Annotated in this window: 19 protein-coding genes; 8 read left to right on the plus strand and 11 right to left on the minus strand. The window is 66.2% G+C overall.

Going from position 1 to position 26,256, the window contains the following annotated elements:
- Positions 1–31: 31 nt before the first annotated feature.
- From pheS to rpmI, 3 genes are all read right to left on the minus strand, one after another.
- Positions 32–1,108 (minus strand): phenylalanine--tRNA ligase subunit alpha, encoded by a 1,077-nt coding sequence (pheS, locus tag UAA55_RS18705; protein WP_322954648.1) that lies wholly within the window; start codon positions 1,106–1,108, stop codon positions 32–34.
- A gap of 247 nt (positions 1,109–1,355) precedes the next feature.
- A complete protein-coding gene (gene rplT, locus UAA55_RS18710) occupies positions 1,356–1,718 on the minus strand; it encodes a 50S ribosomal protein L20 (RefSeq protein ID WP_040843389.1) in 363 nt (120 codons plus the stop codon).
- A 13-nt stretch (positions 1,719–1,731) separates the two neighbouring features.
- Entirely contained in the window at positions 1,732–1,932 is a 201-nt protein-coding gene (rpmI, locus tag UAA55_RS18715) for a 50S ribosomal protein L35 (protein ID WP_004271784.1), read from the minus strand.
- A gap of 250 nt (positions 1,933–2,182) precedes the next feature.
- On the opposite strand from rpmI, the gene UAA55_RS18720 reads away from it, so the two are divergent.
- On the plus strand, positions 2,183–2,638 hold the full coding sequence (locus UAA55_RS18720) for a DUF488 domain-containing protein (RefSeq protein WP_322954649.1): 456 nt from the start codon (positions 2,183–2,185) through the stop codon (positions 2,636–2,638).
- Positions 2,639–2,844: 206 nt separating this feature from the next.
- Entirely contained in the window at positions 2,845–4,599 is a 1,755-nt protein-coding gene (locus UAA55_RS18725; RefSeq protein ID WP_322954650.1) for a potassium/proton antiporter, read from the plus strand.
- A 92-nt stretch (positions 4,600–4,691) separates the two neighbouring features.
- Here UAA55_RS18725 and pip read toward each other — a convergent pair whose 3' ends face one another.
- Positions 4,692–5,639: a prolyl aminopeptidase gene (gene pip, locus UAA55_RS18730; RefSeq protein ID WP_322954651.1), complete on the minus strand. Its 948-nt coding sequence runs from the start codon at positions 5,637–5,639 to the stop codon at positions 4,692–4,694.
- Between the two features lie 120 nt (positions 5,640–5,759).
- Here pip and UAA55_RS18735 point away from each other — a divergent pair, with 120 nt between their 5' ends.
- A complete protein-coding gene (locus UAA55_RS18735; RefSeq protein ID WP_322954652.1) occupies positions 5,760–6,170 on the plus strand; it encodes a group III truncated hemoglobin in 411 nt (136 codons plus the stop codon).
- Here UAA55_RS18735 and UAA55_RS18740 read toward each other — a convergent pair.
- The gene (locus UAA55_RS18740) at positions 6,167–7,141 is read right to left on the minus strand and encodes a thermonuclease family protein (RefSeq protein ID WP_322954653.1); all 975 of its coding nucleotides are present in this window, start codon (positions 7,139–7,141) and stop codon (positions 6,167–6,169) included. The genes UAA55_RS18735 and UAA55_RS18740 overlap by 4 nt on opposite strands.
- 572 nt (positions 7,142–7,713) lie before the next feature.
- Between UAA55_RS18740 and UAA55_RS18745 the strand changes: the two genes are divergently transcribed.
- The 5 genes from UAA55_RS18745 to UAA55_RS18765 all read left to right on the plus strand — a co-directional run bounded on the left by UAA55_RS18745 (position 7,714) and on the right by UAA55_RS18765 (position 15,900).
- Entirely contained in the window at positions 7,714–9,696 is a 1,983-nt protein-coding gene (locus tag UAA55_RS18745; protein ID WP_322954654.1) for an adenylate/guanylate cyclase domain-containing protein, read from the plus strand.
- 119 nt (positions 9,697–9,815) lie between these two features.
- Positions 9,816–10,436, plus strand: coding sequence for an RNA polymerase sigma factor (locus UAA55_RS18750; RefSeq protein WP_322954655.1), 621 nt, complete (start codon positions 9,816–9,818; stop codon positions 10,434–10,436).
- A gap of 6 nt (positions 10,437–10,442) precedes the next feature.
- A complete protein-coding gene (locus UAA55_RS18755; protein ID WP_322954656.1) occupies positions 10,443–11,468 on the plus strand; it encodes a FecR family protein in 1,026 nt (341 codons plus the stop codon).
- A 214-nt stretch (positions 11,469–11,682) separates the two neighbouring features.
- Positions 11,683–14,334, plus strand: coding sequence for a TonB-dependent receptor (locus UAA55_RS18760; protein ID WP_322954657.1), 2,652 nt, complete (start codon positions 11,683–11,685; stop codon positions 14,332–14,334).
- A gap of 249 nt (positions 14,335–14,583) precedes the next feature.
- Positions 14,584–15,900: an aminotransferase class V-fold PLP-dependent enzyme gene (locus UAA55_RS18765; RefSeq protein WP_322954658.1), complete on the plus strand. Its 1,317-nt coding sequence runs from the start codon at positions 14,584–14,586 to the stop codon at positions 15,898–15,900.
- Here UAA55_RS18765 and UAA55_RS18770 read toward each other — a convergent pair.
- The 6 genes from UAA55_RS18770 to UAA55_RS18795 all read right to left on the minus strand — a co-directional run bounded on the left by UAA55_RS18770 (position 15,897) and on the right by UAA55_RS18795 (position 26,170).
- On the minus strand, positions 15,897–16,688 hold the full coding sequence (locus UAA55_RS18770) for a Fic family protein (RefSeq protein ID WP_322954659.1): 792 nt from the start codon (positions 16,686–16,688) through the stop codon (positions 15,897–15,899). The genes UAA55_RS18765 and UAA55_RS18770 overlap by 4 nt on opposite strands.
- Positions 16,689–17,229: 541 nt before the next feature.
- Positions 17,230–18,120, minus strand: a complete 891-nt coding sequence (locus UAA55_RS18775; RefSeq protein WP_322954661.1) for a hypothetical protein — start codon at positions 18,118–18,120, stop codon at positions 17,230–17,232.
- Positions 18,121–18,159: 39 nt separating this feature from the next.
- Positions 18,160–19,659, minus strand: coding sequence for an HlyD family type I secretion periplasmic adaptor subunit (locus tag UAA55_RS18780; protein ID WP_322954663.1), 1,500 nt, complete (start codon positions 19,657–19,659; stop codon positions 18,160–18,162).
- Entirely contained in the window at positions 19,649–21,856 is a 2,208-nt protein-coding gene (locus UAA55_RS18785; RefSeq protein WP_322954665.1) for a type I secretion system permease/ATPase, read from the minus strand. Before UAA55_RS18785 ends, UAA55_RS18780 begins: the two co-directional genes overlap by 11 nt.
- A gap of 363 nt (positions 21,857–22,219) precedes the next feature.
- Positions 22,220–23,104, minus strand: coding sequence for an RNA polymerase factor sigma-32 (locus tag UAA55_RS18790; RefSeq protein ID WP_322954666.1), 885 nt, complete (start codon positions 23,102–23,104; stop codon positions 22,220–22,222).
- Between the two features lie 714 nt (positions 23,105–23,818).
- Complete coding sequence (locus tag UAA55_RS18795; RefSeq protein ID WP_322954667.1) at positions 23,819–26,170, minus strand: adenosylcobalamin-dependent ribonucleoside-diphosphate reductase; 2,352 nt, start codon at positions 26,168–26,170, stop codon at positions 23,819–23,821.
- Between the last annotated feature and the right edge of the window lie 86 nt (positions 26,171–26,256).

Below are 26,256 nucleotides of genomic sequence, written 5' to 3' on the forward strand. Positions count from 1 at the left end.
GGTCAAAGCCGGCTGCCGCTCTTGGGATGGATTATCGGGTGAGGCCTTGGGCCAGGCTGGGCACGTCCAGCGGCGCGAAGCCGTAGTGCTTCAGCCAACGCAGGTCGGCCTCGAAGAAGGTGCGCAGGTCGGGGATGCCGTACTTCAGCATGGCCACGCGCTCGATGCCCATGCCGAAGGCGAAGCCCTGCCAGCGGGTGCTGTCGATGCCGCAGTTCTCCAGCACCTTGGGGTGGACCATGCCGCAGCCCAGGATCTCCAGCCAATCGCCGTAGTTGCCCAGCTTCAGCTCACCGCCCTTGCGCGAGCAGCCGATGTCCACCTCCGCCGACGGTTCGGTGAAGGGGAAGAAGCTGGGGCGGAAGCGCAGGGGTAGGTCATCCACCTGGAAGAAGGCGCGGCAGAACTCCAGCAGCGTGCCCTTCAGGTGGCCCATGTGGATGTTCTCGCCGATCACCAGGCCTTCGATCTGGTGGAACATGGGGGTGTGGGTCTGGTCGTAGTCGGACCGGTAGGTGCGGCCGGGCGCGATGATGCGGATGGGCGGTTCCCCCGCCAGCATGGTGCGGATCTGCACCGGGCTGGTGTGGGTGCGCAGCACGCGAGTGCCCCCGTCCGGCCCGTTGGGCAGGTAGAAGGTGTCGTGCATCTGGCGCGCCGGGTGCTCCGGCGGGATGTTCAGGGCGGTGAAGTTGTTGAAGTCGGTCTCGATGTCCGGCCCCTCCGCCACGGTGAAGCCCATGTCGGCGAAGATGGCGATCATCTCTTCCACCGTTTGGCTGATGGGGTGGACGCGGCCCTCGACCTCGGGGCGGGCCGGCAGGCTGACGTCAATGCGCTCCGCCTCCAGCCGCTGGGCCAGGGCCTCCGCCTTCAGCACCTGGCGGCGGGCGTCCAGGGCCGCGCTGATCTCTTCCTTGACGGCGTTCAGGGCCTGGCCGCGTTCCCGCCGCTCATCCGGCGTCAGCGATCCCATGTCCTTCATCAGGCCGGTGATGCGGCCCTTCTTGCCCAAGGCGTCCACCCGCACCTCTTCCAGGGCGGCCAGGTCGGGGGCGGCGGCAGCGGCGGCCAGCAGGTCGGCCTTGAGGCTGTCGAGGATGTTCATCGCAACGATCCGTTTTTTTAGGGGCAGTAGGGCAATCTTGGGGGCGGATACTACCAACGGCGCTTGGCTTTGGCCCGTGCCGTTGTGGCCGGCGACCGCCGGCCCCGCAGCGAGTACCGCAGGGCGGAGCGAGGAAGCCAAGCCGGCGGATGCCGGCGCCCGGCGCTTGAGGGAGCACAAAACAAAAAGGGGAGCGGGCCCGCCGGGCCTGCTCCCCTTCTTATCAGCACCGTTGATCCGGGTAGGATCAAGCGGCCTTGAGAGCGGCCTGGGCTTGATCGACCAGGACCTTAAACGCCTCCGGCTCGCGCGCGGCGATGTCGGCGAGGACCTTGCGGTCAACGTCGATGGCGGCGCGCTTCAGGCCGTGCATGAACTGGCTGTAGGTCAGGCCGTGGATGCGGGCACCGGCGTTGATGCGCTGGATCCACAGGGCGCGGAAGTTACGCTTCTTGGCGCGACGGTCGCGGTAGGCGTAACGCAGCGCCTTCTCGACCTTCTCGATCGCGATACGGAAGCAGTTGTTGGAACGACCCCGGTAGCCCTTGGCCAGCTTCAGGATCTTCTTGTGACGGGCGTGGGTGGTCACGCCCCGCTTAACGCGAGCCATGGTTCAGCCCTCCTTACGGTACCCGGATGAAATTCTTGGTGATGATGATACCGTCCTGCTTGGACAGGGTCATCATGCCGCGGGCGTTCCGCTTCATCTTCTGCGGACGCTTGCGCATGCCGTGGCGCTTGCCGGCGGCCTGGGCGCGAACGAGACCGGAGGCGGTCAGCTTGAACCGCTTCTTCGTCCCGCTGTGATTCTTCAGCTTGGGCATTTTGGTTCCTCACGAAAGAATGACCGCCCCGAAGGACGGCGGTGGAATTCAGATGAGCGGGTGGGCATGCCCTGGACCCTTCGGTCCGGCCTCGCCGCCCAAATGAAGCGCGGTTTGTACACGGGGTGGGAACGTATGGCAAGGGCTGAGCGCGGCGGAATGACTCATTTCCAGGCACATCCGCCCCTTGCCGGACACAGGGCTGGGGCTCATGTCTGAGGCCTGCCGCATCCCCGAGGGAGTCACGTCCATGCCCGAGCTGTTCACCATAGGGTATGAGAAGGCGGGCCAGCCGGCGCTGGTGGAGCGTCTGGTGCGGGCCGGCGTGCGCACCCTGATCGATGTGCGCGAGCTGCCACTGTCGCGTCGCGCCGGCTTTTCCAAGGGCCCGTTGTCGGCGGCCCTGCGCCAGGCGGGCATCGAGTACCTGCACCTGAAGGCGTTGGGCACGCCCAAGGAGGGGCGGCTGGCGGGACGCGCCGGCAACCAGCCGCTGTTCTGGTCCATTGTCGACCAGGCCTTGGCCCGGCCCGAAGCGCAATACGAACTGGGCGTGGCCGCCGCCACGGCGCTGAACCAGGGGCCGGCCTGTCTGTTGTGCCTGGAAGACGACCCGCACATCTGCCACCGCTCCCGCGTCGCGGCCGACATGGCGGCCGGCTGGGGCTTCGACGTCCACCATCTGTCGGTGGACGCGGCATTTTAAGCCGCCCTCAAATTTGCCAGCCGGCGCCGCATGGCGGACACAATGGGCGGCGAGAAGACTCAAGGGATCGGCGGATGGGGAAACCCGAAAGGGACGCTGGCCCAACGGACAGCTAGTCCAAGGGCTTGGGGCTAGGGTAAGCCTCTGGCGGTACGGGTTAACGGGGGCGCCTCCCAGGCGGCCGCCCGGGGGGAGCAAGTCGGCCAGTGCATCACGTCGACACCATCATCTTCGCGCTCGGGTCGCTGCTGATGCTGGCCATCCTGGCCGGCCGCGCCTCCTCCCGCATTGGCGCGCCCTTGCTGCTGGTGTTCCTGGCGCTGGGCATCGCCGTCGACAAGCTGGCCAATTTCCAGTTCAACGACTACCGCCTGGCTTCCTTGGTCGGGTCCATCGCCATCGCCGTCATCCTGTTCGACGGCGGCCTGCGCACACCCAGGGCGGTGTTCAAGGTGGCGCGCTGGCCGGCCCTGGTCCTGTCCACGGCCGGCGTGCTGGTCACGGCCGGCGTCACCTGCGTGGTGGCGCGCTGGCTGCTGGGCGTGGGGTGGGCCCAGGGCTTCCTGATCGGTAGCATCGTCGCCTCCACCGACGCGGCGGCCGTGTTCCTGCTGCTGCACCAGCGGGGCCTGCGCCTGCGCCCCCGCGTCTCGGCGCTGCTCGAGGTGGAGTCGGGCCTGAACGACCCCATGGCCGTGTTCCTGACCCTGTTATCCATTCACGCGGTGCAAGGGGCGGGCTTCGGCTGGGCGCAACTGGGCCAGTTCGCGCTGGAGATGGGCGGCGGCGGCATCATCGGTGTCGCCGGCGGCTTCGCCCTGTCGGCCATCATCAACCGGCTGGAACTGTCGGCCGGCCTCTACCCCATCCTGGCGCTGGCCGGCACGCTGTTCATCTTCGGCGCCACCCAGACCATCGGCGCCTCCGGCTTCCTGGCCGTCTACCTCGCCGGCTTCATCATCGGCAACCGCCGGGTCAAGGCGCGGCAGATCATCGAGCGTTTTCACGACGGGCTGGCCTGGCTCAGCCAGATCTCCCTATTCCTCATGCTGGGCGTGCTGGTTTCCCCCGACACGCTGGTGCGTGTGGCCTTGCCGGCCCTGGTGGTGGCCGTGGCGTTGATCCTGGTGGCGCGGCCCCTGGCCGTCACGCTGTGCCTGTCGTTCTTCGGCTTCGCCTGGAATGAGCGGCTGTTCATCTCCTGGGTCGGCCTGCGCGGGGCGGTACCCATCTTCCTGGGCCTGCTGCCGGTGCTGTCCGGCCTGCCGGGGGCGGAGACCTACTTCGGCATCGCCTTCGCGGTGGTGCTGCTGTCCCTGCTGGCCCAGGGCTGGACCATCGGGCCGGCGGCGCGCCTGCTGGACGTGGAAATCCCCGCCGATCCCGAGCCGCCCGGCCGTGCCGACATCGACCTGCCGGTGGACGGGCCGCAGCAGCTGGCCATGCTGACCGTGGCGCCGGAGAGCGAGGCGGCGGTGCGCGGCCTGGGCCGGCTGGTGGTGCCGGAATCCGTGCGTGTGCTGGCCATGATCCGCGAGGGGCATCCCGTGGCGCCGGAGGAGGTGCGCGTGCTGTACCCTGGCGACGCCGTGCTGGTGCTGGGCGAGCCGGCGGCCCTGACCGCCATGGAGCGCCTGTTCGGCCGCCGCGACCACGGCCGCCGCGCCGCCGGCCTGGGCGACTTCCAGGTCAAGGGCGACACGCCGCTCGCCACCGTGGCCGGTCTCTATGGCTTCGAGGCGCCGGGCGTGGACGGGGAGATCGCCATCGGTGAGCACCTGGCCCGCCGCCTGGGCCGCCGCGCCTCCGTCGGCGTGCGTCTGAAGGTGGGCGAGGTCGCCCTGATCGTGGCGTCCATGGACGAGGCGCGGGTGACCGAGGTCGGCATCGACCTGACGCCCAACGAACGGCCCTGGACGCGCCTGCGCCAGGGCCTGAAGGGACTGCGGCGGAGCGCCTGACGACGCGCGACCGCCCCTTCTCGCCATTTTTTCCTGGCCCGCGACTGCGGGCCCCGGAGCGAGTACCGCAGGGCGCCGGCGCCTGAGGAAAACTACAGAGTCTTGAACCGTTCCGTCGCCTGCACCAGGGCCGAGCGGATGCCCGGTTCCATGGCGCTGTGGCCGGCGTCCGGCACGACGATGTAGTCGGCCTCGGGCCAGGCGCGGTGCAACTCATCCGCCGTGCGGATGGGGCAGACCACGTCGTAGCGGCCCTGGACGATAATGGCCGGAATGTGCCGGATACGGTCGATGTTCTCCAGCAAGGCCGCTTCCGGCGACAGCTTGTTGTTGCGGAAGTAGTGCGCCTCCATGCGGGCCAAACCCAGGGCGTGGTTGTCCTCGCCGGATGCCGACACCAGCTCCGGACTGGGCAGCAGGGTGGAGCAGGCGCCTTCATACACGCTCCAAACCCGGGCGGCGGCCATGCGGGTCAGCGGATCGGCGGAGGTCAGGCGGCGGTAGTAGGCTTCCAGCAGGTCGCCGCGCTCATTCACCGGGACGTGGGCCACGAAGGTGGACCAGGCCTCTGGGAAGAAGGTGCGCATGTCGTAGAGGAACCAGTCGATCTCCTGCTGGCGCATCAGGAAGATGCCGCGCAGCACCAGGCCCTTCACCCGTTCCGGATGGGCCTGGGCGTAAGCCAGCGCCAAGGTGGACCCCCAGGAGCCGCCGAACACCAGCCAGCGGTCGATCTCCAGCACCGCCCGCAATTGTTCCAGATCCGAAATGAGATCGGGGATGCCGTTCTCACGGATTTCGCCCAGGGGGGTGGACCGGCCGGCGCCGCGCTGGTCCAGGATGACGATGCGGTAATGCCGGGGGTCGAAAAAGCGGCGATGGGTGGGTGAGGCGCCGGCACCAGGCCCGCCATGCAGGAAGACGACGGGCGCGCCGTCGGGGTTGCCGGCTTCCTCCCAGTAGATGGTATGCAGGTCGCTGACGGCCAGTGTGCCCGTCCGGTAGGGTTCCAGGGGTGGGAAGAGATCGCCGCGCGCCATGGGTCGGTACACCAGATTGCTCGATTAAGGGCCGAAGTGTAGGCCAAGGCCGGCCCCCAGCGCAAACCCAACCAACCCCGGCCGATTCCGGCCGGCCTGTTTTGCGGGAGTTCTACAGCGATGTCACAACCGTTTGCCGCCTTCACGGAGGAATTGCTGACCATTCTGGTGCGGACCTTTTACGACCGGGCACGCCAGGACGCGCTGCTGGGGCCCATCTTCGAGGGGGCCGTTGGCACCACCGAGGAGGCATGGGACCGCCATCGCGCCCGCATCGTGGATTTCTGGTCCTCCGTCCTGCTGTCCACTGGCCGCTACGAGGGCCGGCCCATGGTGGCCCACGCCGCGCTGCCCATGATAGACGCCGACCATTTCCGCCGCTGGCTGGCCCTGTTCCATGACACGGCCCAGGGCCTGTTCACGGCGGAGGCGGCCCTGCGCCTGGCGGAAGTCGGCACCCGCATCGGCCGCAGCCTGCAGATGGGCCTGGCGGTGGCGCGGGGACAGGACGCGGGCGCTTGCCGGGCCTAAGGTTCCGTCCCGGCCGGCACGCCGCCACCGCCCTCCGCCTCCTCTTTGCTCTTTTCGCCCCGCGCCGGGCGCCGGCGGGGCCAGCGGCCGTCGGTGGTGATGATCTGGTCGGGGTTGGTGACGCGGATCATGGGGCCGTTATGCTCCTCCACCCAGCCGCGCACCTCCACCAATCGGTCCTTCAGGTCCAGCGGGCTCAGATGGCGGGCGCGGAAGGCGGCCATGTCACGGCGGTCGATCTCCACCGTGAAGTCGGTGCGCCGGTCCGCGCCGAAGTTGAGGTAGACGTGGTCACGGGCGTCGGCCGCATCCAGCACCCGGCCGGTGACGATGGCGTAGCGCCCTTGGGCGCGGAACGCCGTGTCGGGGTCGCGCACGGCGTAGAAGCCGTCGGCCCACAGGCCCAGCTGGTGCTCGCGGGCGTAACCCTCCGCCCGGCGCAGGGGGGCCAGCCCCTTGGGCGCGTCCGGGTGGGGCGCCAATTCCACCCAGCCCCGGCGCAGCAGGGTGTCCTGCACCCAGACGGGGCGGCGGCCGTCGCGTACCATCAGATGGGCCAGCACGCGGCCGTAGCGGTCATGGTCCACGCCGCCCAGCATCAGGCTGACCGTGCGGTTCAGCACCAGATCCTCCAGCGCGTGCCGTGAGTCTTCCGCCAGGGGCCAGGCGGCGCGGCTGGGGTTGTCGTCCTGGGGCCTGCCGGTGCGGGCGGTCTTGGGCGCCAGGATGCCGGCCAGGCGCACCACCCGCCCGTCGCGCAGGGTGACGGTGTCGCCGCTGAGCACGCCGATGACCACGCCGCTGCCGGCGGGGATGAGGCCATGCGCGCCCTTGGGCACACCTTTCGTGGCATGTTCCTTGTGCGTCTTGTGATGGGCGCGATGCGTCCGCGCGGCGGCCGGCGGGGCCACCGTCAGAATCAACAGGGGCGGGATCAGCAGCGGCAACAGGGCGAGTCGCCAGGCGTGCATCGTGTCGGGGTTCCGGCAACCAGGGCGCGATGACGATACGGCACCCGATGTGCAAAGAAAAGAGACGGCGCGGATCACCTGGATCCGCGCCGTTGCATAGTTTACGCGTTCTGCCAGAACCGATTGATGGCACGGCCGCGTATGCCGGTGATGGGGCGTCAGGTGTTTCCTGCCTCTCCAGGGGCGCCTCGATCCTGGAAAATCAGGGACGCGAAGCCAAAAAGACTGGGTAGGCGAATTCCGTCGGTTCCACCGTCTGCGGTTCCCTTGATCGGGCGTTGCTCTGCAAGACACCTACACCATTGCAAAGGGTGGGCCAGGGTACGGCGGCGGGTCGCGTTAACTATTTATTGGCCAATTCCGGTGATTTTCCGTCCCGGCCTCGGATCGGATCGGGCCGCCGCCGCTATGAGCTGACGCATTATGTAATGCTTAATGCAATATGCGCGGCGTCACAGCGCGCCGGTTGCACTATGCAATATGCTAAGTTGGAATTCGGCCCATACCGACGGCTGGGGGCCTGTCCGCTTGCCGCAGTTGCCGTCGGCCCGCCCGACGGCTACCGTGCGGCCATGAGCGAAACGACACAGGCCCTGGAAAGGCCGGCGGGGGGATGCCCCATCCGACGGTTCGCCGTGCGCGTCTCCATCGCCACCGCGCTGCTGCTGGGTTTCGGCACGCTGGTCCTGGTGGCGGTGGCCAGCGTTCTCATCCTGGGCTTCAGCACCTCCACCCGCAACACTGCGGCGCTGCTGACCGACAAGGTCATCCTGGCCATGGACGGGATGACGGTGCGGGTGCGCGCCCAGCTGGACCCCGCGCAGTACCAGGCGGAGTTCCTGGTCGCCTCCATCCAGCGGGGGGAGATCGACACCAGCGATGAGACCCGGCTGGGCCAGAACCTGCGCTCGGCCCTGGCGGCCTCGCCCCAGATCACGGCGGTCAGCTTCCTGTCGGCCGACGGCCGCTGGACCGTGGCGCGTCGCACCGGCCCCAATGACGCCGAAATCATGACCATGCCGCCGCCGCCCAACAGCGACCTCCTGATGCAGGAGATGAAGGCGGCGCCCGTCGCCCGCTGGGTGGACCCCGTGTGGTCGGAGGAGGAGGGCACCAGCTTCCTCACCGTGCGCGCGCCCGTGCGGTCCAAGGGCGGCAAGTTCCTGGGCGCCGTGCTGGTGGGCGTCAGCTTCGCCGACCTGTCGGGCTTCCTGGGCGAACTGGACAGCAGCCAGGGTGTGACCGCCTTCATCCTGTTCGATGCCGAGCATGTGCTGGCCCACCCCGCCCTGATCGGCCGCACCTTCAACCTGGCCGGGCGCAACCCGCCCCTGCCCACGCTGTCCGACCTGGGCGATCCCGTGGCCGCCGGCATCTGGCAGCGCCAGCCCCCCGGCCGCGTGGTGGCGCGCGACGGCATGGGCGGCAAGCTGCGCGACCTGGACTTCCGCCAGGCCAGCGTCGGCGACGTCGACTACGTCTACCTGCTGCGCGACCTCAGCGGCTACGGCGCCCAGAACTGGACCCTGGTCATGGCCCTGCCGCAGCGCGAGGTGGACCAGGAAATCCGCCGCGTGCGCTGGTTCGGCCTGGGCGGTGTCGCCATCCTGCTGGTCTCCGTGGCCCTGAGCCTGATCCTGGGCAAGACCATCAGCCGGCAGATCCGGGGCCTGTCGCATGCCGCCAGCTCATTGCGCGATCTGGACTTCCATGCCGTGCCCTACCTGCCCGACAGCCGCCTGCGCGAACTGTCGGACGCGGCCGCCGCCTTCAACACCATGCTGACCGGCCTGCGCTGGTTCGAGTCCTACGTGCCCAAGGCCCTGGTGCTGCGCCTCATCCGCCGCGGCGACCATGCCGGCTCCATCCTGTCCGAGGAGCGTGACGTCACCGTCATGTTCACCGACATCAAGGGCTTCAGCACCCTGGCCCAGAACATGACGCCGGCGCAGACCGCCTCGCTGCTGAATGAGCATTTCACCCTGCTGTCCGCCTGCATCGAGGCGGAGGGCGGCACCGTGGACAAGTTCATCGGCGACGCCGTCATGGCCTTCTGGGGGGCGCCGGACGAGCAGGCGGACCATGCCGCGCGCGCCCTGCGCGCGGCGGCGGCCATCAACCGCTGCATCCGCCAGAGCTATGACGAGGCGGTGGCCCAGGGCCGGCCCGCCATCCGCCTGCGCGTCGGCATCCATTCCGGCCCGGTGGTCGTTGGCAACATCGGCACCAGCAGCCGCATCAACTACACCATCGTGGGCGATACGGTGAACGCCGCCGCCCGGCTGGAGGCGCTGGGCGCCGACCTGGCCGACCCGGCCGCCGCCTGCATCGTGCTGGCCAGCGCCGACACGGTGGACGCCGCCGCCGACTGCGGCGTGCCCATGACCGACGTGGGTGAGTTCAGCCTGCGTGGCCGCACCGGCCAGGTGCGGGTGTGGCAGCTGGCCGATGGCGCGCACGGCCCTCGGGACCCCGTGGGCCCCACGGGACAGACCATCGGCGAGCCGGGCCTGGAACCAGTCTGCCCCGAAATTCCGGCGCCCATCCCGTCTTAAATTTTTGTGACGGGTGGGGGAAAGCCCCCCGCCGACGCATCCACCCCCTAGTATCCCGGCGTCCGCCTCAGCCTGAGGCGGGCGTTGAGGGATGCACCTCGAGTGGATGACGCCCCCCCGTGCACGAACGACAGGACGTGATCACCCGGCCGCAAGACGGGCCATCCCGCGCGCGCCTCAGCGATGCCCCCTTCAGTGATGAGAGGGCGCGCTGGCTGGCGGCGCACGTCCTGCCCCATGAACATGGGCTCAGGGCCTGGTTGCGCTCCAAATCCTTCCTGGGCTTCGACGCCGACGACGTCGTGCAGGAGACCTACGCCATCCTGGTGGCCAAGACCTGTGTCGCCGGGATCGAGAACCCGCGCGCCTACGCCTTCCAGACCGCCTATTCCGTGGTGCTGCGACTGGCGCGCCAGTCGCGCGTCGTGCCCATCGCCGCCATGGCCGACCTGTCGACGCTGGAGGCGGTGGTGGACGCCCCCTCACCGGAAGAGGTGACGTCGGCGCGGCAGGAGCTGCGCCTGATTCAGAATGCCATCGCCGACCTGCCGCGCCAGACCCGCCGCGCCTTCGTCATGCGCCGGGTGGAGGGGCTGTCGCAGCAGGAGATCGCGCGGCGCATGCGCCTGTCGGAAAACACGGTGGAAAAGCACATCGCCCGGGGACTGAAGCTGCTGGCGGAGCGCTTCGGCCGGAGGGAACAGGTATCGGTTGGCAAGGGCCGGCCGGGTAAGGACTGAACGAGCGTGAGCGCAAGACAAACCGCCGGGGCGATCGACCTGGCAGCCGCCGCCTGGGTGGCTCGGATGGACGCGCGCGCCCTGACCGCCGGTGAACGGGGGGAGCTTGACGCCTGGCTGGCCGCCGATCCCCGCCACCTGGGCGCGCTGGTCCGGGCCCGCGCCCTGCTGTTGAGCCGGCGGGACACGGCGCCGGCGGTGGAAGAAGCCATCGCCCGTGACCGCGTGCCACTCCACAGCCGCCGTCGCCTGCTGGCGGCCGCCGCCGGCGTGGCCGGCCTGGCGGCGCTGGGGGTGGGCATGCGCCAGCCCGCAGCGCGGCAGACCTACAGCTCCGCGCTGGGCGAGGTGCGGCACGTCCCGCTGGAGGACGGCTCCACCCTCACGCTCAACACCGACTCGTCCGTCACCCTGGCCTATACCGCAGGCCGGCGGCTGCTGTACCTGGACCGGGGCGAGGCGTTCTTCGATGTTGCCCCCGTTTCCGACCGCCCCTTTGTCGTCCGCAGCCCCCTAGCCCAGCTGGCCACCACCGGCGGCGCCTGCTGCGTCCGCCTGAACGGCGACGGCGCCATGACCGTGGCCGTGCTGTCGGGGAAGTTGGCGGTGGAAGGCGCGCCTTCGCCCCTGGCGGAAACGCTGGACCGGGTGACCGGCCGCGACTGGACCCTGGACCTGGGATCGCGGGACGCCGTGTTGGTGAGCGGCGGCCAGGAGGTCAGCGTGCGTCCCGGCGGCGCCGGGCGCGGCAGCCTGGTCAGTTTCGAGGTCGTGGCCCCCGGCGCCCTCGACCGCGCCCTGACGTGGCGGGAAGGGCGTCTGGCCTTTGAAGGCGAGACGCTGGCCCAGGCGGCGGCGCAGTTCGCCCGCTATTCCCGTCGGCGCATCGTGCTGGCCAGCGACCGGCTGGCGCAGCGCCACGTCTCCGGCCTGTTCCAGGCCACGGACATGGCGGGCTTCGCCCATGCCGTGGCCGTCGGCTTCAGCGCCAAGTATCGGGAGGAGGGGGATACTATAGTTCTTTACGATTGAGCCGGAATTGACCAGTTTGCGGTGACTCAAGATCGCCTGTTAAACTTAAATGACGCAATGGCGGAAACATAATCTGGCCGATCTCTCCCCAGTATGAACGCGGAAATGAGTGCGATAGGCGGCAACGACCAGCCAAATCGCCAACCATCGTTGGGGAATGATCGTAATGATTAAGAAATATGGCAGTTTCTTTGCTCTGTGCGGTACGGCGTTGATGGGGTGGACGGTTCCTGCCTGGGCGCAGAGCGCGCACTTCGACCTGCCGGCCCAGCCGGCGATCCGCTCCATCCCGCTGTTCGCCCAGCAGGCGGGCATCCAGATCCTGGCGCCCACCGACCAGCTGGACGGCATCTCCACCGCGGCGCTGCGGGGTGATCTGGACCGCCACCAGGCCCTGGCCCGCCTGCTGAAGGGCACGCCCCTGGTGGTGGCGTCGGACGATGGCCACACCGTGGTGCTGAAGCTGGCGCCCACCCCGGCCTCCACCGCCGCCCCGGCGCGCAAGGCCCAGGCGGCGGCGCCGGCGGCCGAGGTGCAGGTGGCGGACGCCGCCGGCGGCAGCCTGGACGAGGTGGTGGTGACCGGCACCCGCGACCGGGGCCGCACCCGGTTCACCACCATGACCCCGGTCGATGTGCTGTCGGCCAAGGACCTGCAGGACGGCGCCTCCAACCAGCTGCTGGAAAACCTGACCCAGGTCATCCCCGGCTTCAACGTCCAGAAGCTGCCCAGCTCCGACGGCGGGCAGTTCATCCGCCCGGCCCACCTGCGCGGCCTGTCGCCCGACCAGACCCTGGTGCTGATCAACGGCAAGCGCTTCCACCGCACCGCCTACCTGGGCACCCGCGGCGCCCAGGGCCCGGACCTGGCGCAGATCCCGGACTTCGCCATCGGCCGTGTCGAGGTGCTGCGCGACGGCGCCTCGGCCCAGTATGGGTCCGACGCCATCGCCGGCGTCATCAACATCCAGCTGGACGACCGGCCCGGAGTCTACGGCTACATGCAGGGCTCACAGTACTACGCCGGTGACGGGACCACCTGGAACGGCGGCCTGCGGGGCGCGACCGAGATCGGCGACGGCGGCCACCTGATGGCCACGGCCGAATGGACCGACGGCACGCTGACCTCCCGTACCCACCAGCGCGCCGACGCCCAGGCCTTCCAGGCCGCCAACCCGCAGCTGACCATCGCCAACCCGGTGCAGCGCTGGGGCCGGCCGGACGAGACCAGCTACCACTACGCCGTGGACGGCCTGCTGCCGGTGGGCGCGGTGGAGCTGTACGGTTTTATGACCATCGCCACGGGCGAGGGCATGAACGACATCAACTGGCGCATCCCCGACCCCAAGAGCAATTCCAGCGTCTATGGCCTGGCGCCCAAGGTCTTCCCCGGCTGGGACCTGCGCGGCATCTACCCCAACGGTTTCACGCCCAAGGAAGGCATCAAGTACACCGACTACCAGGCCGCCTGGGGCGCCCGGGGCCATGTCGGCGGCGATCTGGACTGGGACCTGAGCGGGACCTACGGCGAGAATGAGAGCCGATTTTTCCTGAACAACTCCATCAACGCGTCCCTGGGCCCCACCAGCCCCTACAACTTCAACTTGGGCACCCAGCGGCAGGATGAGTTCAACCTGAACGCCGACGGCGTCTATCGCCTGGACGCCGGCCTGGACGAACCGCTGAACATCGCCTTCGGCGCGGAGCGCCGGCTGGAGATCTACACGGTGGAGGCGGGTGACAAGGCCTCGTACGCGGTGGGCCCCGGGGCGTCCGCCGGCCTGGCCTCGGGCGCCAACGGCTTCCCCGGTTTCAGCGACCTGCAGGCTGGGTCCTGGTACCAGACCAGCTACGCCGGCTATTTGGACATGGAGGCCAAGCTGACGCCGGCCTGGACCGTGGGCGCCGCCGGGCGCTACGAGACCTATTCCGGTTTCGGCGACAAGATGACCTACAAGGCGTCCACCCGGTACGAGATCACGCCGGACCTGGCCCTGCGCGCCTCCTACTCCACCGGGTTCCGGGCGCCCACGCCGGGTCAGATCAACTCGCTCAGCACCTCGCAGGGGCTGGACACCAAGACCCTGCAGCTGTTCACCAGCGGCCGCCTATCGCCGGACAACCCGCTGGCGGTGGCGCTGGGCGCCCAGCCGCTGCGACCCGAGACCTCGCGGAACTACAGCGTGGGCGGCGTCTGGCGCACCGACATCGGCCTGTCGGGCTCGGTCGACGCCTACCAGGTGGATGTGGACAACCGCTTCTCCAGTTCACCCACCATCACCCTGACGGCGGCGCAGAAGGCGCAGCTGGTGGCCCAGGGTGTGCCGGGGGCGGATAATTTCACCTCGGTCTATTGGTTCACCAACGATTTCAACACCCGCACCCAGGGCCTGGACGTGGTGCTGGACTACACCCAGCCGGTGTTCGACACGGCCCGCATCGACATGAAGCTGGCCTACAACCACAACCTGACCATGGTGACGGGCGGCAGCCTGAACGCCAACCCCACCCAGAAGATCCTGTATGAACAGGGCCTGCCCAAGAACAACATCACCGGCAGCCTGACCTACAGCGACAACCCCTTCGATTACCAGGTGCGCGTCCGCTACTACGGCGGCTGGACGGACAGCACTGGCAATTCCACAGGCGACGTCTTCCAGACCTTCGACGGCATCACCTTCGTCGACCTGTCGGTGACCTATCACATCACCGACAACCTGGCGGTCAAGGTGGCGGGCGAGAACATCTTCGACACCTATCCGGCCAAGGCCGTCTACCAGGCCAGCCGGGGCATCGAATATTCGCGCAACGCCCCCTACGACACCTACGGCGGCCGTTACTACGTGCGCTTCAACGCCGCCTTCTGAACCTTAAACGCGTAGCCTTTGATCGTGACCGATCAAAGGCCCCTCAGTCGCCGGGCGCTGCCATCCGGCAGCTTGGCTTCCTCGCTCCGCCCCCCTTTACACCAACTGGGCGGTGCTCGCTCCGGCGGACGCGGTCGCGTCCTACAGCGGCACGAGTCAAAGGCTTGTGCCGCTGGTATTAGCAAGTCTTGTTTTGCACGGGGTGCCGTCCCGAACTCCCATCCGGGGCGGCACCCAGGGAGTGATCTCATGCGTCGACGCACCTTGCTCCAAGCCGCCCTGGCCGGTGGCGCGGGCGGCCTGCTCAGCGGTTCCGCCGTGCCGGTGTCCGCCCGGCAGGCAGGCCCCGTGGCGGGCCCCTTGCCCAGCCCCCTGGCTCCTGGCGTCACTCCCCCGGCGGCGGATGACGAGGCCGGCTGGGCGGCGGTGGCCGCCGCCTATCCCGCCCGCCTGGCGACCGGCATCATCAACCTGGAATACGGCGCCTTCGGCCAGATGCCGCTGGCCATCCAGGCGGCGTATGAGCGCCACACCGCCAAGGTGAACCAGGAGGGCGCCACCTTCGTGCGCCGGGATTTCGTGGGCTATTACCAGGCGCTGCGCCAGCGCATCGCCGCCATGGTGCACGCCGACCCGGTCGAGATCGTCATCACCCGCAACGCCACCGAATTGCTTCAGGCGGTCATCGGCGGTTATGCCCGGCTGAAGCCCGGCGACGCCGTGCTGATGAGCGACCATGACTACGACAGCGCCCGCATGGCGGCCGCCTGGCTGGAACGGCGGCGGGGTGTCGCCGTCATCAGCATCGACTTGCCCTTCCCCGCGACGTACCAGAACCTGATCGACGCCTACGACCAGGCGCTGGCCGCCCACCCCGACGTGCGGCTGATGCTGCTGACCCATCTCAGCCACCGCGACGGCCTGCGCCAGCCGGTGCGCGAGATCGTGGCCATGGCCCGCCGGCGGGGCGTGGACGTTGTGGTAGACAGTGCCCAGGCCTGGGGCCAGGGACCGGTGGACGTGCACGGCGACGGCGTCGACTTCGCCGTGTTCAACCTGCACAAATGGATCGGCGCCCCCCTGGGCGTGGGCGCCCTCTACATCCGCAAAGACCGCATCGCCGACATCGAGCCCTTCATGGGCGAGGAACCGTCGGAGCGCGACCCCATCCTGGGCCGGGTGCACACCGGCATGGCCAACTTCGCGGCGCAGATGGCCGCCATCGACGCGCTGGACTTCCACCAGGCCCTGGGCTCCGCCGTCGTCGGGGCGCGCCTGCGCCATTTGCGCGACCTGTGGGCCCTGCCGGCGCGCGACTTGGCCAAGATCGAGGTGCTGACCCCCGACGACCCGCGCCTGTGCGCCGGCATGACCAGTTTCCGGGTGAAGGGCCAGACCACGCCGGCGGCCAACACCGCCCTGGCCGCCCGCCTGCTGGAGAAGCACGGCCTGTTCACCGTGGTGCGCACCGGCTTGGGCACCGGCGCCTGCCTGCGCGTGACCCCCGGCTTCAGCACCACGCCCGACGACATGGCCAAGCTGGTGGAGGCGCTGAAGGAAGTCTAGCTCAGGTTGGCGACGTGGCGATCGTCCAGGTCGCCAAACCTTTTCAACCGGACATAGGCGAGCAGGGCCATCATTTCGAACGACGCGCCCATCAGTTCCGTGAAGTATTTCAAATAGCTCGGCATATCCGTGTCGCCTTGCGCCATTTTTAGGCAGTCGTTATGCCGCTTCTTGTCACGGGAGATCATGAGCGACAATGGCAGGAGATGCTTTGGAAAGCCGTAGAGGTGGGACAGGACGTTAATGATCGTTCTGCGAGCGGCGCGACCATTGCCATCCGTCAATGGATGAATGGCGAGGAGGTGGGCATAGGCCAATGCCGATCCGAGGAGGATGTCCTGGTTGTCCAAGGCGGCGCGATACTCTTGGACGAGAAGGGGAATCTGGTCGGAAATTTGGTCAGCGGCGTAGTATTTGGTTATGTACTCAGTGCCCTCTTCGGTATGCCTGCTGGCGTAAGAGTTGCTGGATCTGAGGTGGGGGGTGAGGTTCTGCAGATCGATGTCGTGATCAATGCCGGTTATGTAAGCGCCGATGGCTGTCGAGAAGGTCGTAATGCCGTCATCGCACTGCCTGTCATCGGCGTAAATTAAGGGTATGGATCGGATATTTAAGCCGTTCTCCCGTTGAATTCGGCCGACTACATCGCCAAGTGCCGCCCTGCCGGAGTGCGAAAGGCTGTGCGATATTTTCCGTGCATTTTTTTCGACGCATTTGACGCGGTGGGCGGTTCTCCCGTCGATGGTTCGGAGCGCCGCCCAGTTAAAAGGTGGATTTAATTGAAGCATACCGCCATCGATCCCTTGAAAGGGTTATTTCCCAGGCGGCGGGTTTACCATGATGGCCGCGCTAGTATGCTTTAAGACTTTATATATATTCAAAGAGTTGGCTGGCGGGAGATCGTTGGTCGCTACAATAATTTCGGCATTGGCATCCATGCATCGTGGAGTGACGGCTAGTATAACTCCGGGACCACTCAACGATTGTTGGGCGGTGTTAAAGATCTCTTCCTTCACGTCAGCGCCGTTGACGGTAATTGAGGTCAATGTATGGTGGAATTTTCCGGGAAAGGTGTCGAATTTCACAATATATTTCGCGGATCCACACAGGAATTCGAATGTCTGGGTCACTGACGTCGGAACCGCCGGCTCGCGAATAACGATGTTGGGTGGTGGTATTTCGTGTCTTGGAGGCATCTCCTGCGAAGTTGCGGATAACGAAATCATAGCCAAGATAACAAAGGACAAGAATTGACGAACTTTCACAATTTGACCTCACTTTTAGTGGGAATGTGGTGCGGCCGGCGACGGGAGTCGCCGGCCCACCGACTCAACAGGTCTGATCGGGAATCTGAAGTACCGGGACCCTGTCTATAGGCTGATAGCTTCGATTTTCCGGGGTTGGTGCGAAGTCACGCAACTGGCCATCCGGACCGACGATGTATTCCTGAAGCTCTCCTGAGTTTCTTCCAGATTGGTCCAGCCAATTTTTTGTGTCGTCGTAATTTTTCCAGTCACTTCCGGTGAACTCACCTAGCGGGTATGTGCCACCTGACGGGAACAAGTTGTAGTAATACTGAAGGCTGTTTGGATCTCCAGATGTCTGTGCCGGATGGTCGTGGATAAGCCCAACTACGGTGCCTGTATTTCCCCAATTTTGCTGAGCGAATCGAAGGCCGTCCGTTAAACTAACGGCGCCGTCGTTGCCCGCATAAATAGGTGAAGAATGTATGATTCCATTGTCATCTGTATACAGGACAGCTCCATATTCCCGAGTTGCGACATCGGGAATATTTAAAATGTCTCTGGCGACGCGTCCCGCCAAGGTATTGGTTCCCGCTAACGTCTGGTCTGGCGAAGCGCCTTGGCCAACGGAAACAGGGCAGGGTGGTGGGGGTGGATCACCCCCGCCACCGCCACTTCCCCCGGGGGGATCGTCCTGAGGCGGGGGTGGATCATCGGGGGGCGGATCGCTGGGGGGATCGTCCGGTGGCGTTACTATGATGCTGATTTCGGGCGACGTCGAGCCATAGTCCAGCGCATGCAGGCTGGATTTCGTGCTGATGACCTGGTGGTTGTTTAGGTATGACCCATTACCACTTAGGAAATGATGAAGCGATGAATCGTGACTAAATTCAGAATTCTGGTGGCTTAAAGGATTTCTTTCGGCGTATTCGTGTGCGCCATCGATGAAGGCTGCGATACTTCCGCGATGATACATTTTATATTTTCTCCGCGTTGTCAGGAAGCACGATTTTCGTCATCGTTCGTGCAGACCATTATGGAGATGAGAGCTTACGGGCGATAAAATGTAGTCGATGATTCTCCTTCGACCAGTCTTGATTTCCGCTGTTACCGCCATGCCGCTGGCCAGGCGTTCCTCATGCCCGTCGACCATGAGAGCGGTGCGGTCGAGGGCAATGTGCGCCACATAGATCGGCGTGGCTCCGGACCGCTGCCGATCGGCCGTCATCGTCGCGTCCTCGCCCGGGGCGCGAGCGGTATTGTTGGCCGCAGGTGTGTCGCGGTCCGGCGTCACCGCGTCGCGGCTGAGGTCCAGCACATGGCCGTGCACCAGGCCATAACGGGTGAAGGTGAAGGTATCGATCTTCATTTCCACCTCCTGGCCCCGATGGATGAAGCCGATGTCGCGGTTGTCCACGCTGGCCTCTACCATCAAGGGCATGTCGTCCGGCACGATGACCATCAGCGATTGGGCCGCCGATACCACACCGCCCACCGTATGGACGGCCAACTGCTGCACTGTGCCGGTGAGTGGCGCGGTCAAGGTCTGCTGCGTTAGGCGCTGCTCGGCCTTGATCAGATCCTGAGCGTATTCCGCTTCCTTTTGCGTAGCCATGCTGAGATCTTCCAGCGTTTGGTGGGCGAAGTCGCTGACCGCCTGGGCCCGCTGCCCCTCCAGCGCGCGCTTGGCTGCGATCGCTTCTTCCGCCCGCTGTGCTTGGGCGGCCAAATCGTGTTGCTGTTCCACCAGGCGCTGCTGCACGTCGAGATAGACCAGCTTGCTGCCGTATTCCTTTTCCACCAGTTGGCGGCGGATGTCTGCCTGCTGAGCCAGCAACTCCGTCGATGCTTTCAGTTTGGCGGTGGTCACTCGCACCTCGTCCGCCTCCGCTGCTCGTTGGGCGATTTGCTGATCCAGCGCCATTAGCTTCGCGGCTTGGGCCTGGGTCTGGGCGCGTAGCGCGGCTTTCGTTCGTTCCACCAGGTCCGGCGTGACGGCGGGCACCCCCACGGGGGGCGTGAAGGCCTTCTCCGCTCGCGTCAGGCCGTCCGCCGTGCCGTCCAGGCCGGCGCGCAGTGCCGTCAGCCGCGCCACGTCCAGCCGTGCCTGGATCAGGTCCGTCGTCACCCGGTCACGATCCGCCGCCGTGGTGGTGGTGTTCAGCAGGATCAGGGGTTGGCCGGTGGTTACATGGTCCCCGTCCTGCACCTGGATGGCGGTGACGATGCCGCTGTCCATGGGCTGAACAACCTTTACCCGGCCGGAGGGGAGGATACGCCCGGGGGCTGAGGCGACGATGTCGATATGCCCTACACAGGCCCACACCGCCGCTACCGTGAAGAACGCCATGATGGTACCGCCGATGGCCCGACCCAGGGGGGATGGCGGCGTCTCCATCACCTCCAGCGCCGCAGGCAAAAACTCCCGCCCGATCGCCGACGAGCGCGGCCGCAAAAACGGGCGGGGTGGTAACGGACTGCGTGCGGGCGCTGTATCCGAGGGGTCAGCCAGCATTGAGGCCTCCCACAGCGATATCTACAGTCAGGGGCGTGTTCCCGGCCTGCAAGTGATGGAGCATGGCGTAGCGGCCCCCGGCGCGGATCAAGTCCTCGTGCGTGCCGTCTTCCACCAGGCGACCGCCTTCCAGGGTCAGGATGCGGTGGCAATGGCGCACGGCCGACAAACGATGCGCCACGATGAAGACTGTGCGGTTGCGGCTGATGGCCCCGAGGTTCTGCTGGATGATGTGTTCGCTTTCGTAGTCCAACGCGCTGGTCGCTTCGTCGAAGATCAGGATGCGTGGGTCAGTCACCAGAGCGCGCGCGATGGCCACCCGCTGCCGCTGGCCACCTGATAGGCTGGCTCCCCGCTCCCCCACCACCGTGTCGTAGCCTTGGGGCAGAGCCAGGATGAATTCATGAGCGCCGGCTAGTTGGGCCGCGTGGATCACCCGCTCCAGTGGCAGTGCGGGATCGGCCAGGGCGATGTTCTCGCGCACCGTGCCGCTCATCAGGACGTTCTCTTGCAGCACAGCCCCGATCTGCCGCCGCAGCCAAGCGGTGTCGACTTGGGCGATATCCACGCCGTCCATCAGTATCCGGCCGCTTTCGGGCAAATACAGGCGTTGGAGCAGCTTGGTCAGCGTGCTTTTGCCAGAGCCTGAGGGACCAACGATGCCGATACTTTGGCCAGCGGCCACGGTCACGGATAAGCCTTCCAGCACGGGAGGCGCATCCGGTCGATAGCGGAACCGGACATGCTCAAGGGTTATGCTCCCCTTCAGTGCCGGCAACCTCGACTGGCCGGGGCGTGTCCGGGGTTCGGTCGGGCTGTTCAGAATGTCGCCCAGGCGGTCCACAGACAGGCGGGCTTGGTGGAAGTCCTGCCCCAACTGCGCCAGACGTAGCACCGGTTGGCTGATCCGCGTTGCCAGCATGTTGAAGGCGACGAGTTCGCCGATCGTCATTTTACCGGTGATTACCGCACCCGCGCCGAAATATAGGACGCCAGCAGTTACCAACTTGGAGATCAGCTGGATGGTCTGGCTGGCCGCATTGCCCAGGCAGCCCACCCGGAACGACGCCTGGACGTAGCCCGCAAGCTGTTCCTCCCATTTCCGCTGCAGCTGGGGTTCCACCGCCATGGCCTTCAAGGTCTCGATACCGGCCACAGTTTCCACCAGAAAGGCTTGGTTCTCTGCCCCCCGCCGGAATTTCTCGTCAAGCCGTCGACGGAAAAGGGGGCCGGCCCCAATGCTGATGGCGGCGTAAAAAGGCAATGAAAGGAGCACAATACCCGTCAGCCAGCCGGAATACATGAGCATCACGGCAATGAAGACCAGAGTGAACACAAGGTCCACGACCAAGGTCAGCGCTGATCCGGTGAGGAAATTCCGAATGTTTTCCAGTTCACGCACCCGGGCCACGCTGTCCCCCACCCGCCGATTGGTGAAATAGCCCAGCGGCAGGGCTAGTAGATGGCGGAACAAGCGCGCGCCCAGTTCGACGTCGATACGGTTGGTGGTGTGGGAGAACACGTAGGTCCGCAATCCGCCTAGCACCGCGTCGAACAACGATACCACCACCAGGCCGAAGACCAGAACGTCCAGCGTGTCCAGGCCTCGATGCACAAGCACCTTGTCTACAACCCCCTGGAAGAAGAGGGGGGAGACAAGGGCGAAGAGTTGCAGGAATAGGGAGGCCGCAAGAACCTCACTGAAGATACCGCGATATTTGATCATTGCCGCCAAGAACCAGCTGATATCAAAACGCTGGCCGAGGCTGTCGAGGGTCAGTCGCTTAGTTACTAGGATGGCAGTCCCGACCCATGATGTCCGAAAATCTTCTGCTGTTAGAATGCGGGCGGCGGAGAGTTGAGAATCTCTAATAAGCAATCTTCCGTCTAGTATTCGGGCAATAACTACAGGGGTTCCATCTTTTAATATGGCTATTAACGGAAGTATTCTTTGATCAACATCTTTTATATTGAGAAAAGTCAATTTTGATTTGAGGCCAACGCGCTTTATTATTCGCAGTATATCATTTTGATTAATATGATCGTCAAGAGCGTTGTCTGAAATCAATGATTGTTCATTTGTTGGGATGCCATGATATGCGCATACTGCTCTAATACAGTCAATAGAATGTCTGGTATTAATTAATAATTCGTTGCTTTTTTCCTGATTTTTTCCCCTGCGTATAATTCCAAGCATGGGCTGATCTCGCAATATATTGCCCAGACAGGCATGTGCACACCTGCAACTAATTGACCTAATGGTTGCGATTGGGCAAGAATTTCTTGCTGTAACTTTTTGTCGCAGATCAGAAAGTATATTACCCTTTTTGGGTAAGTTGTGGTCCGATCTGCTTGATCGATGGCCATGCAGTCGGTGTGGTGGATCTCGCGGGCGAGCCGCCAGGATCTTCCAGGGCGATGACATTGACGGCCATATGAAAACGCCCGGTACTCTTGGTGAGTACCGGGCGATTCCAGTAGCGGATCCATTCTCACACAGGGCCAATTCCTCACTCTCCTGAAGAGCGGGCAGTTCCGCTCAAGAAAGCTGTGGCCGAACTCAAGCCTCCACGAACAGCTCTTCCGGCCGGCCCACATGGCGCATGATGCTCTGGCGCAGCTTGCCCATGGCGCGGTGTTCCAGCTGGCGCACGCGTTCCTTGCTGACTCCCAGGGTGTGCCCCAGTTCCTCCAGCGTGGCGCCGTCCTCGCGCAGACGGCGGGCGGCGATGATGGTGCGCTCGCGGGGCGACAGGGTATCCATGGCCTCGCTCAGCCAGGCGGTGCGGCTGCGGCTGTCCTTCAGGCCGATGACGATCTGCTCGGGCGAGGGGCCGTCGTCGGCCAGGAAATCCTGCCACTCGCCGCCATCCTCGCTCAGCGGGTGGTTCAGCGACTGGTCGGTGGCGGTCAGGCGGATTTCCATGGTTTCCACCTCATGCTCGCTCACGTCCAGCTCCTCGGCCACGCTGCGGCGGCCCTCGGCGGTCAGCGAGGTGGCGGAGGGGTTGCTGTCGATGCGGGCGCGCAGGCGGCGCAGGTTGAAGAACAGCGACTTCTGCCCCGCCGTGGTGCCGGTGCGCACGATGGACCAGTTGCGCAGCACGAATTCCTGGATGGTGGAGCGGATCCACCAGGCGGCGTAGGTGGAGAAGCGCACCTCCCGCTCCGGCTCGAAGCGGCTGGCGGCCTGCATCAGGCCCAGGTTGCCTTCCTGCACCAGGTCGCCCAGGGGCAGGCCGTAGTTGCGAAAGCGGCTGGCCACGGCCACGACCAGGCGGGTATGGGACGAAACCAGGGCGTGCAGCGCCTTCTCATCCCGGCTCTGCTGCCAGCGGCGGGCCAATTCGAACTCATGGTCCCGGCTCAGCAGCGGCGCCTTCATGGATGCCTTGATGAAGGAAAGGTTCGCCTTTTGGGTCTGAGGATCGTCGATGTGCGCCATGCTCCCCCTCCATCTTGGCAGTCCCGGCATCGACTTCCGTCGGGGCCTCGGCGGGGTGCCAAGGCTTCCGTCGGCGTCGGTCCCGGATGGGGCGCTCCCGGTGGCCTATTCCTCCGGGTCAACGCCCCACGTGGATTTGCGGGATCGGTGAGACAGTAATGACCGATCGGAGCACTGAAATATCGCGGGAAAAAGTCGATCACCCACAGGGCATAACCCAAGCTTGCCTTAGGCTGGTCCGGGTCCTAGGCGTCTATTACCACCACCAAAGGGTCTAATTTCTCTAATTTGATATAATCGGCCGTCATCGGCCGGGCTTATTCGGGGGATAGCCGCCCCCGCCAATAGGCCCTTCGTCACCCTGGCGGAGGGCGTAGGCGCACGGCCTAGCTTCCGCTTCTGTTAACATTGGACCCCTGGTATCGGAATGGTCTGGACCGCCCCATGTTAACAGGCGGCGGAATGGCGGTCGGAGCCCGCAAGGTCTTGCCCAAGCTGGCGGAAACCCTGGGGCCGGGCGATATGCCGCACGCCCTGCGGTTGTGTGGCCGACGTGTCCGCAGCGGGGCGTGGCGGCCGGATGCCGTCGCGGGGCGGGCGTGGCCTATGCCTTCCGGCAAGGGCGGGTGAGGGCGACGGCGTGCACCCATGGCACCGGTGAACCCGTCCCCTATCTCTTTTGATCAATGGTCGGCGCCGACGGCGGGGCGGGGGTCAGCCGCAGCGGGAATAGCCGCAGGACAGGCAGGTGTCGCATCCCTCCTGATGCACCAGGCTGGCCTGGCCGCAGCGGGGGCATTGGGCCGGCGGCGGCCGATGGTCGACGGCCGGTTCCGCTGGGGCGCCATCCCCCCGAACGGGGTCGTGCACGGCCGGCAGCCCGCCGGGCCGCATCAGGAATCCGGTCTCCAGCATGTGGCGCTCGATGACCTCGCCGATGGCGGCCAGCAGGGAGGGGACGTAGCGGCCCTTCATCCATTGCCCGCCGCGCGGGTCGAACACGGCCTTCAACTCCTCCACCACGAAGGCGACGTCGCCGCCCCGCCGGAACACGGCGGAGATCATGCGGGTCAGCGCCACCGTCCAGGCGTAGTGCTCCATGTTCTTGGAGTTGATGAAGACCTCGAACGGCCGCCGCCGCTCCTCGATCACGATGTCGTTGATGGTGATGTACAGGGCGTGGTCGCTGCCCGGCCAGCGCACCTTGTAGGTCGCTCCCACCAGCGTCTCCGGCCGGTCCAGGGGCACGGCGCCGCTGGCGGCGAGCGTTGGGGCGGGGGTGGGCGGCGGCGAGGTGTCGGGCGCCGGCGGGGCGGCGGGTGCTGACAGCACCGACCCGGTGATGGCGTTGGGGCGGTAGGTGGTGCAGCCCTTGCATCCCAGGTCATAGGCCTGCAGGTAGACGTCCTTGAAGGTCTCGAAATCCAGGTCGGCCGGGCAGTTGATGGTCTTGGAGATGGAGCTGTCGACCTCATCCTGCGCCGCCGCCTGCATCACCAGGTGGGCGGCGGGCGGCAGGGCGCCGGCATCGACGAAGCTGTCGGGCAGGGGCGTGTCGGGGCCGAAGGTCTGGCGGAAGCGGTGGTAGGCGTAGTCCGCCACCCGCTCGGTCTTGCGGGTGCCGTCGGGCTGCAGGACGGCGCGGTCGTATTCCCAGGTGAACACGGGCTCGATGCCCGAGGACACGTTGCCCGCCAGCAGCGAGATGGTGCCCGTGGGCGCGATGGAGGTCAGCAGGGCGTTGCGCACGCCATGCCGGTCCACGGCGGCGCGTGTCACGTCGTCCAGGCCCCGGATCATGGGCCGGGCCAGGTAATGCGCGCGGTCATAGAGGGGGAAGGCGCCCTTCTCCGCCGCCAGGCCGGCGCTGGCGCGGTAGGCGTGGCGGCGTACCGCCCCCAGCCATTGCCGCGTCAGGTCCACCGCCTTTTGCGTGCCATAGCGCACGCCGCACAGGATCAGGGCATCGGCCAGTCCGGTGACGCCCAGGCCGACGCGGCGCTTGGCCTGCGCCTCCTGATGTTGCGCGGGCAGGGGGAAGCGCGAGACGTCGATGGCGTTGTCCAGCATGCGCACCGCCACCGGCACCAGGCGCGCCAGCCGGTCCAGGTCCAGCCGCGCGTCGGGGGTGAAGCCGTCCACCACCAGGGCCGCCAGGTTGACGGAACCCAGCAGGCAAGCGCCATAGGGCGGCAGCGGCTGCTCCCCGCAGGGGTTGGTGGCGCTGATGACCTCCACCCCGCCCAAGTTGTTCTGGGCGTTGATGCGGTCGATGAAGATGACGCCGGGTTCGGCATAATCGTAGGTGGCCCGCATGATGCGGTCCCACAGCTCGCGCGCCCGCACGGTGCGCCAGACCTTGCCCTCGAACACCAAGTCCCAGGGGCCGTCCTCGCGCACCGCGGTGATGAAGGGGTCGGTCACCAGGACCGACAGGTTGAACATGCGCAGCCGGCCGGGGTCACGCTTGGCGTCGATGAAGGACTCGATGTCCGGGTGGTCGCAGCGCAGGGTGGCCATCATGGCGCCCCGGCGATTGCCGGCGCTCATGATGGTGCGGCACATGGCGTCCCACACGTCCATGAAGGAAATAGGGCCGGAGGCGTCCGCCCCCACGCCCGCCACCGGCGCCCCCCGGGGCCTGAGGGTGGAGAAGTCATAGCCGATGCCGCCGCCCTGCTGCAGGGTCAGTGCAGCCTCGCGCAAGCCGGCGAAGATGCCGCCCATGTCGTCGGGCACCGTGCCCATGACGAAGCAGTTGAACAGGGTGACGCTGCGCCCGGTGCCGGCTCCCGCCAGGATGCGGCCTGCGGGCAGGAAGGCGAAGTCCCGCAGCGCCTCGTAAAACTGGGGTTCCCACAGGGCGGGGTCGCGCTCCGCCTGTGACAGGGCCTTGGCCACCCGACGCCAGCTGTCGTCCACCGTGCGGTCGATGGGCGTGCCGTCCGGCTGCTTGAAGCGGTACTTCATGTCCCAGACCTGGGACGAGATGGCCGGCCAGTCGGCGGGCGCCTCGGGGGAGGTGTCCCCCCCGGGTGTCGTCGCCTGACCTTCACGCCCGACCATGCGCACCCTCCGGTCCCGGATGATTGCTCCGGTGAAGGGTAGGCCGGGGACCGGGGGCGGTCAATCGCGCCCCAAGCTTATGCTGA

The organism is Nitrospirillum guanabarense (assembly GCF_034653355.1).
Taxonomy (GTDB): Bacteria; Pseudomonadota; Alphaproteobacteria; order Azospirillales; family Azospirillaceae; genus Nitrospirillum.

Bases quoted from the DNA above. Each gene is read 5' to 3' on its own strand.
- pheS (WP_322954648.1), bottom strand. From the start codon at position 1,108: ATGAACATCCTCGACAGCCTCAAGGCCGACCTGCTGGCCGCCGCTGCC.
- rplT (WP_040843389.1), bottom strand. From the start codon at position 1,718: ATGGCTCGCGTTAAGCGGGGCGTGACCACCCACGCCCGTCACAAGAAG.
- rpmI (WP_004271784.1), bottom strand. From the start codon at position 1,932: ATGCCCAAGCTGAAGAATCACAGCGGGACGAAGAAGCGGTTCAAGCTG.
- UAA55_RS18720 (WP_322954649.1), top strand. From the start codon at position 2,183: ATGCCCGAGCTGTTCACCATAGGGTATGAGAAGGCGGGCCAGCCGGCG.
- pip (WP_322954651.1), bottom strand. From the start codon at position 5,639: ATGGCGCGCGGCGATCTCTTCCCACCCCTGGAACCCTACCGGACGGGC.
- UAA55_RS18735 (WP_322954652.1), top strand. From the start codon at position 5,760: ATGTCACAACCGTTTGCCGCCTTCACGGAGGAATTGCTGACCATTCTG.
- UAA55_RS18740 (WP_322954653.1), bottom strand. From the start codon at position 7,141: ATGCACGCCTGGCGACTCGCCCTGTTGCCGCTGCTGATCCCGCCCCTG.
- UAA55_RS18745 (WP_322954654.1), top strand. From the start codon at position 7,714: ATGAGCGAAACGACACAGGCCCTGGAAAGGCCGGCGGGGGGATGCCCC.
- UAA55_RS18760 (WP_322954657.1), top strand. From the start codon at position 11,683: ATGGGGTGGACGGTTCCTGCCTGGGCGCAGAGCGCGCACTTCGACCTG.
- UAA55_RS18765 (WP_322954658.1), top strand. From the start codon at position 14,584: ATGCGTCGACGCACCTTGCTCCAAGCCGCCCTGGCCGGTGGCGCGGGC.
- UAA55_RS18770 (WP_322954659.1), bottom strand. From the start codon at position 16,688: ATGCTTCAATTAAATCCACCTTTTAACTGGGCGGCGCTCCGAACCATC.
- UAA55_RS18775 (WP_322954661.1), bottom strand. From the start codon at position 18,120: ATGTATCATCGCGGAAGTATCGCAGCCTTCATCGATGGCGCACACGAA.
- UAA55_RS18780 (WP_322954663.1), bottom strand. From the start codon at position 19,659: ATGCTGGCTGACCCCTCGGATACAGCGCCCGCACGCAGTCCGTTACCA.
- UAA55_RS18785 (WP_322954665.1), bottom strand. From the start codon at position 21,856: ATGCTTGGAATTATACGCAGGGGAAAAAATCAGGAAAAAAGCAACGAA.
- UAA55_RS18790 (WP_322954666.1), bottom strand. From the start codon at position 23,104: ATGGCGCACATCGACGATCCTCAGACCCAAAAGGCGAACCTTTCCTTC.
- UAA55_RS18795 (WP_322954667.1), bottom strand. From the start codon at position 26,170: ATGGTCGGGCGTGAAGGTCAGGCGACGACACCCGGGGGGGACACCTCC.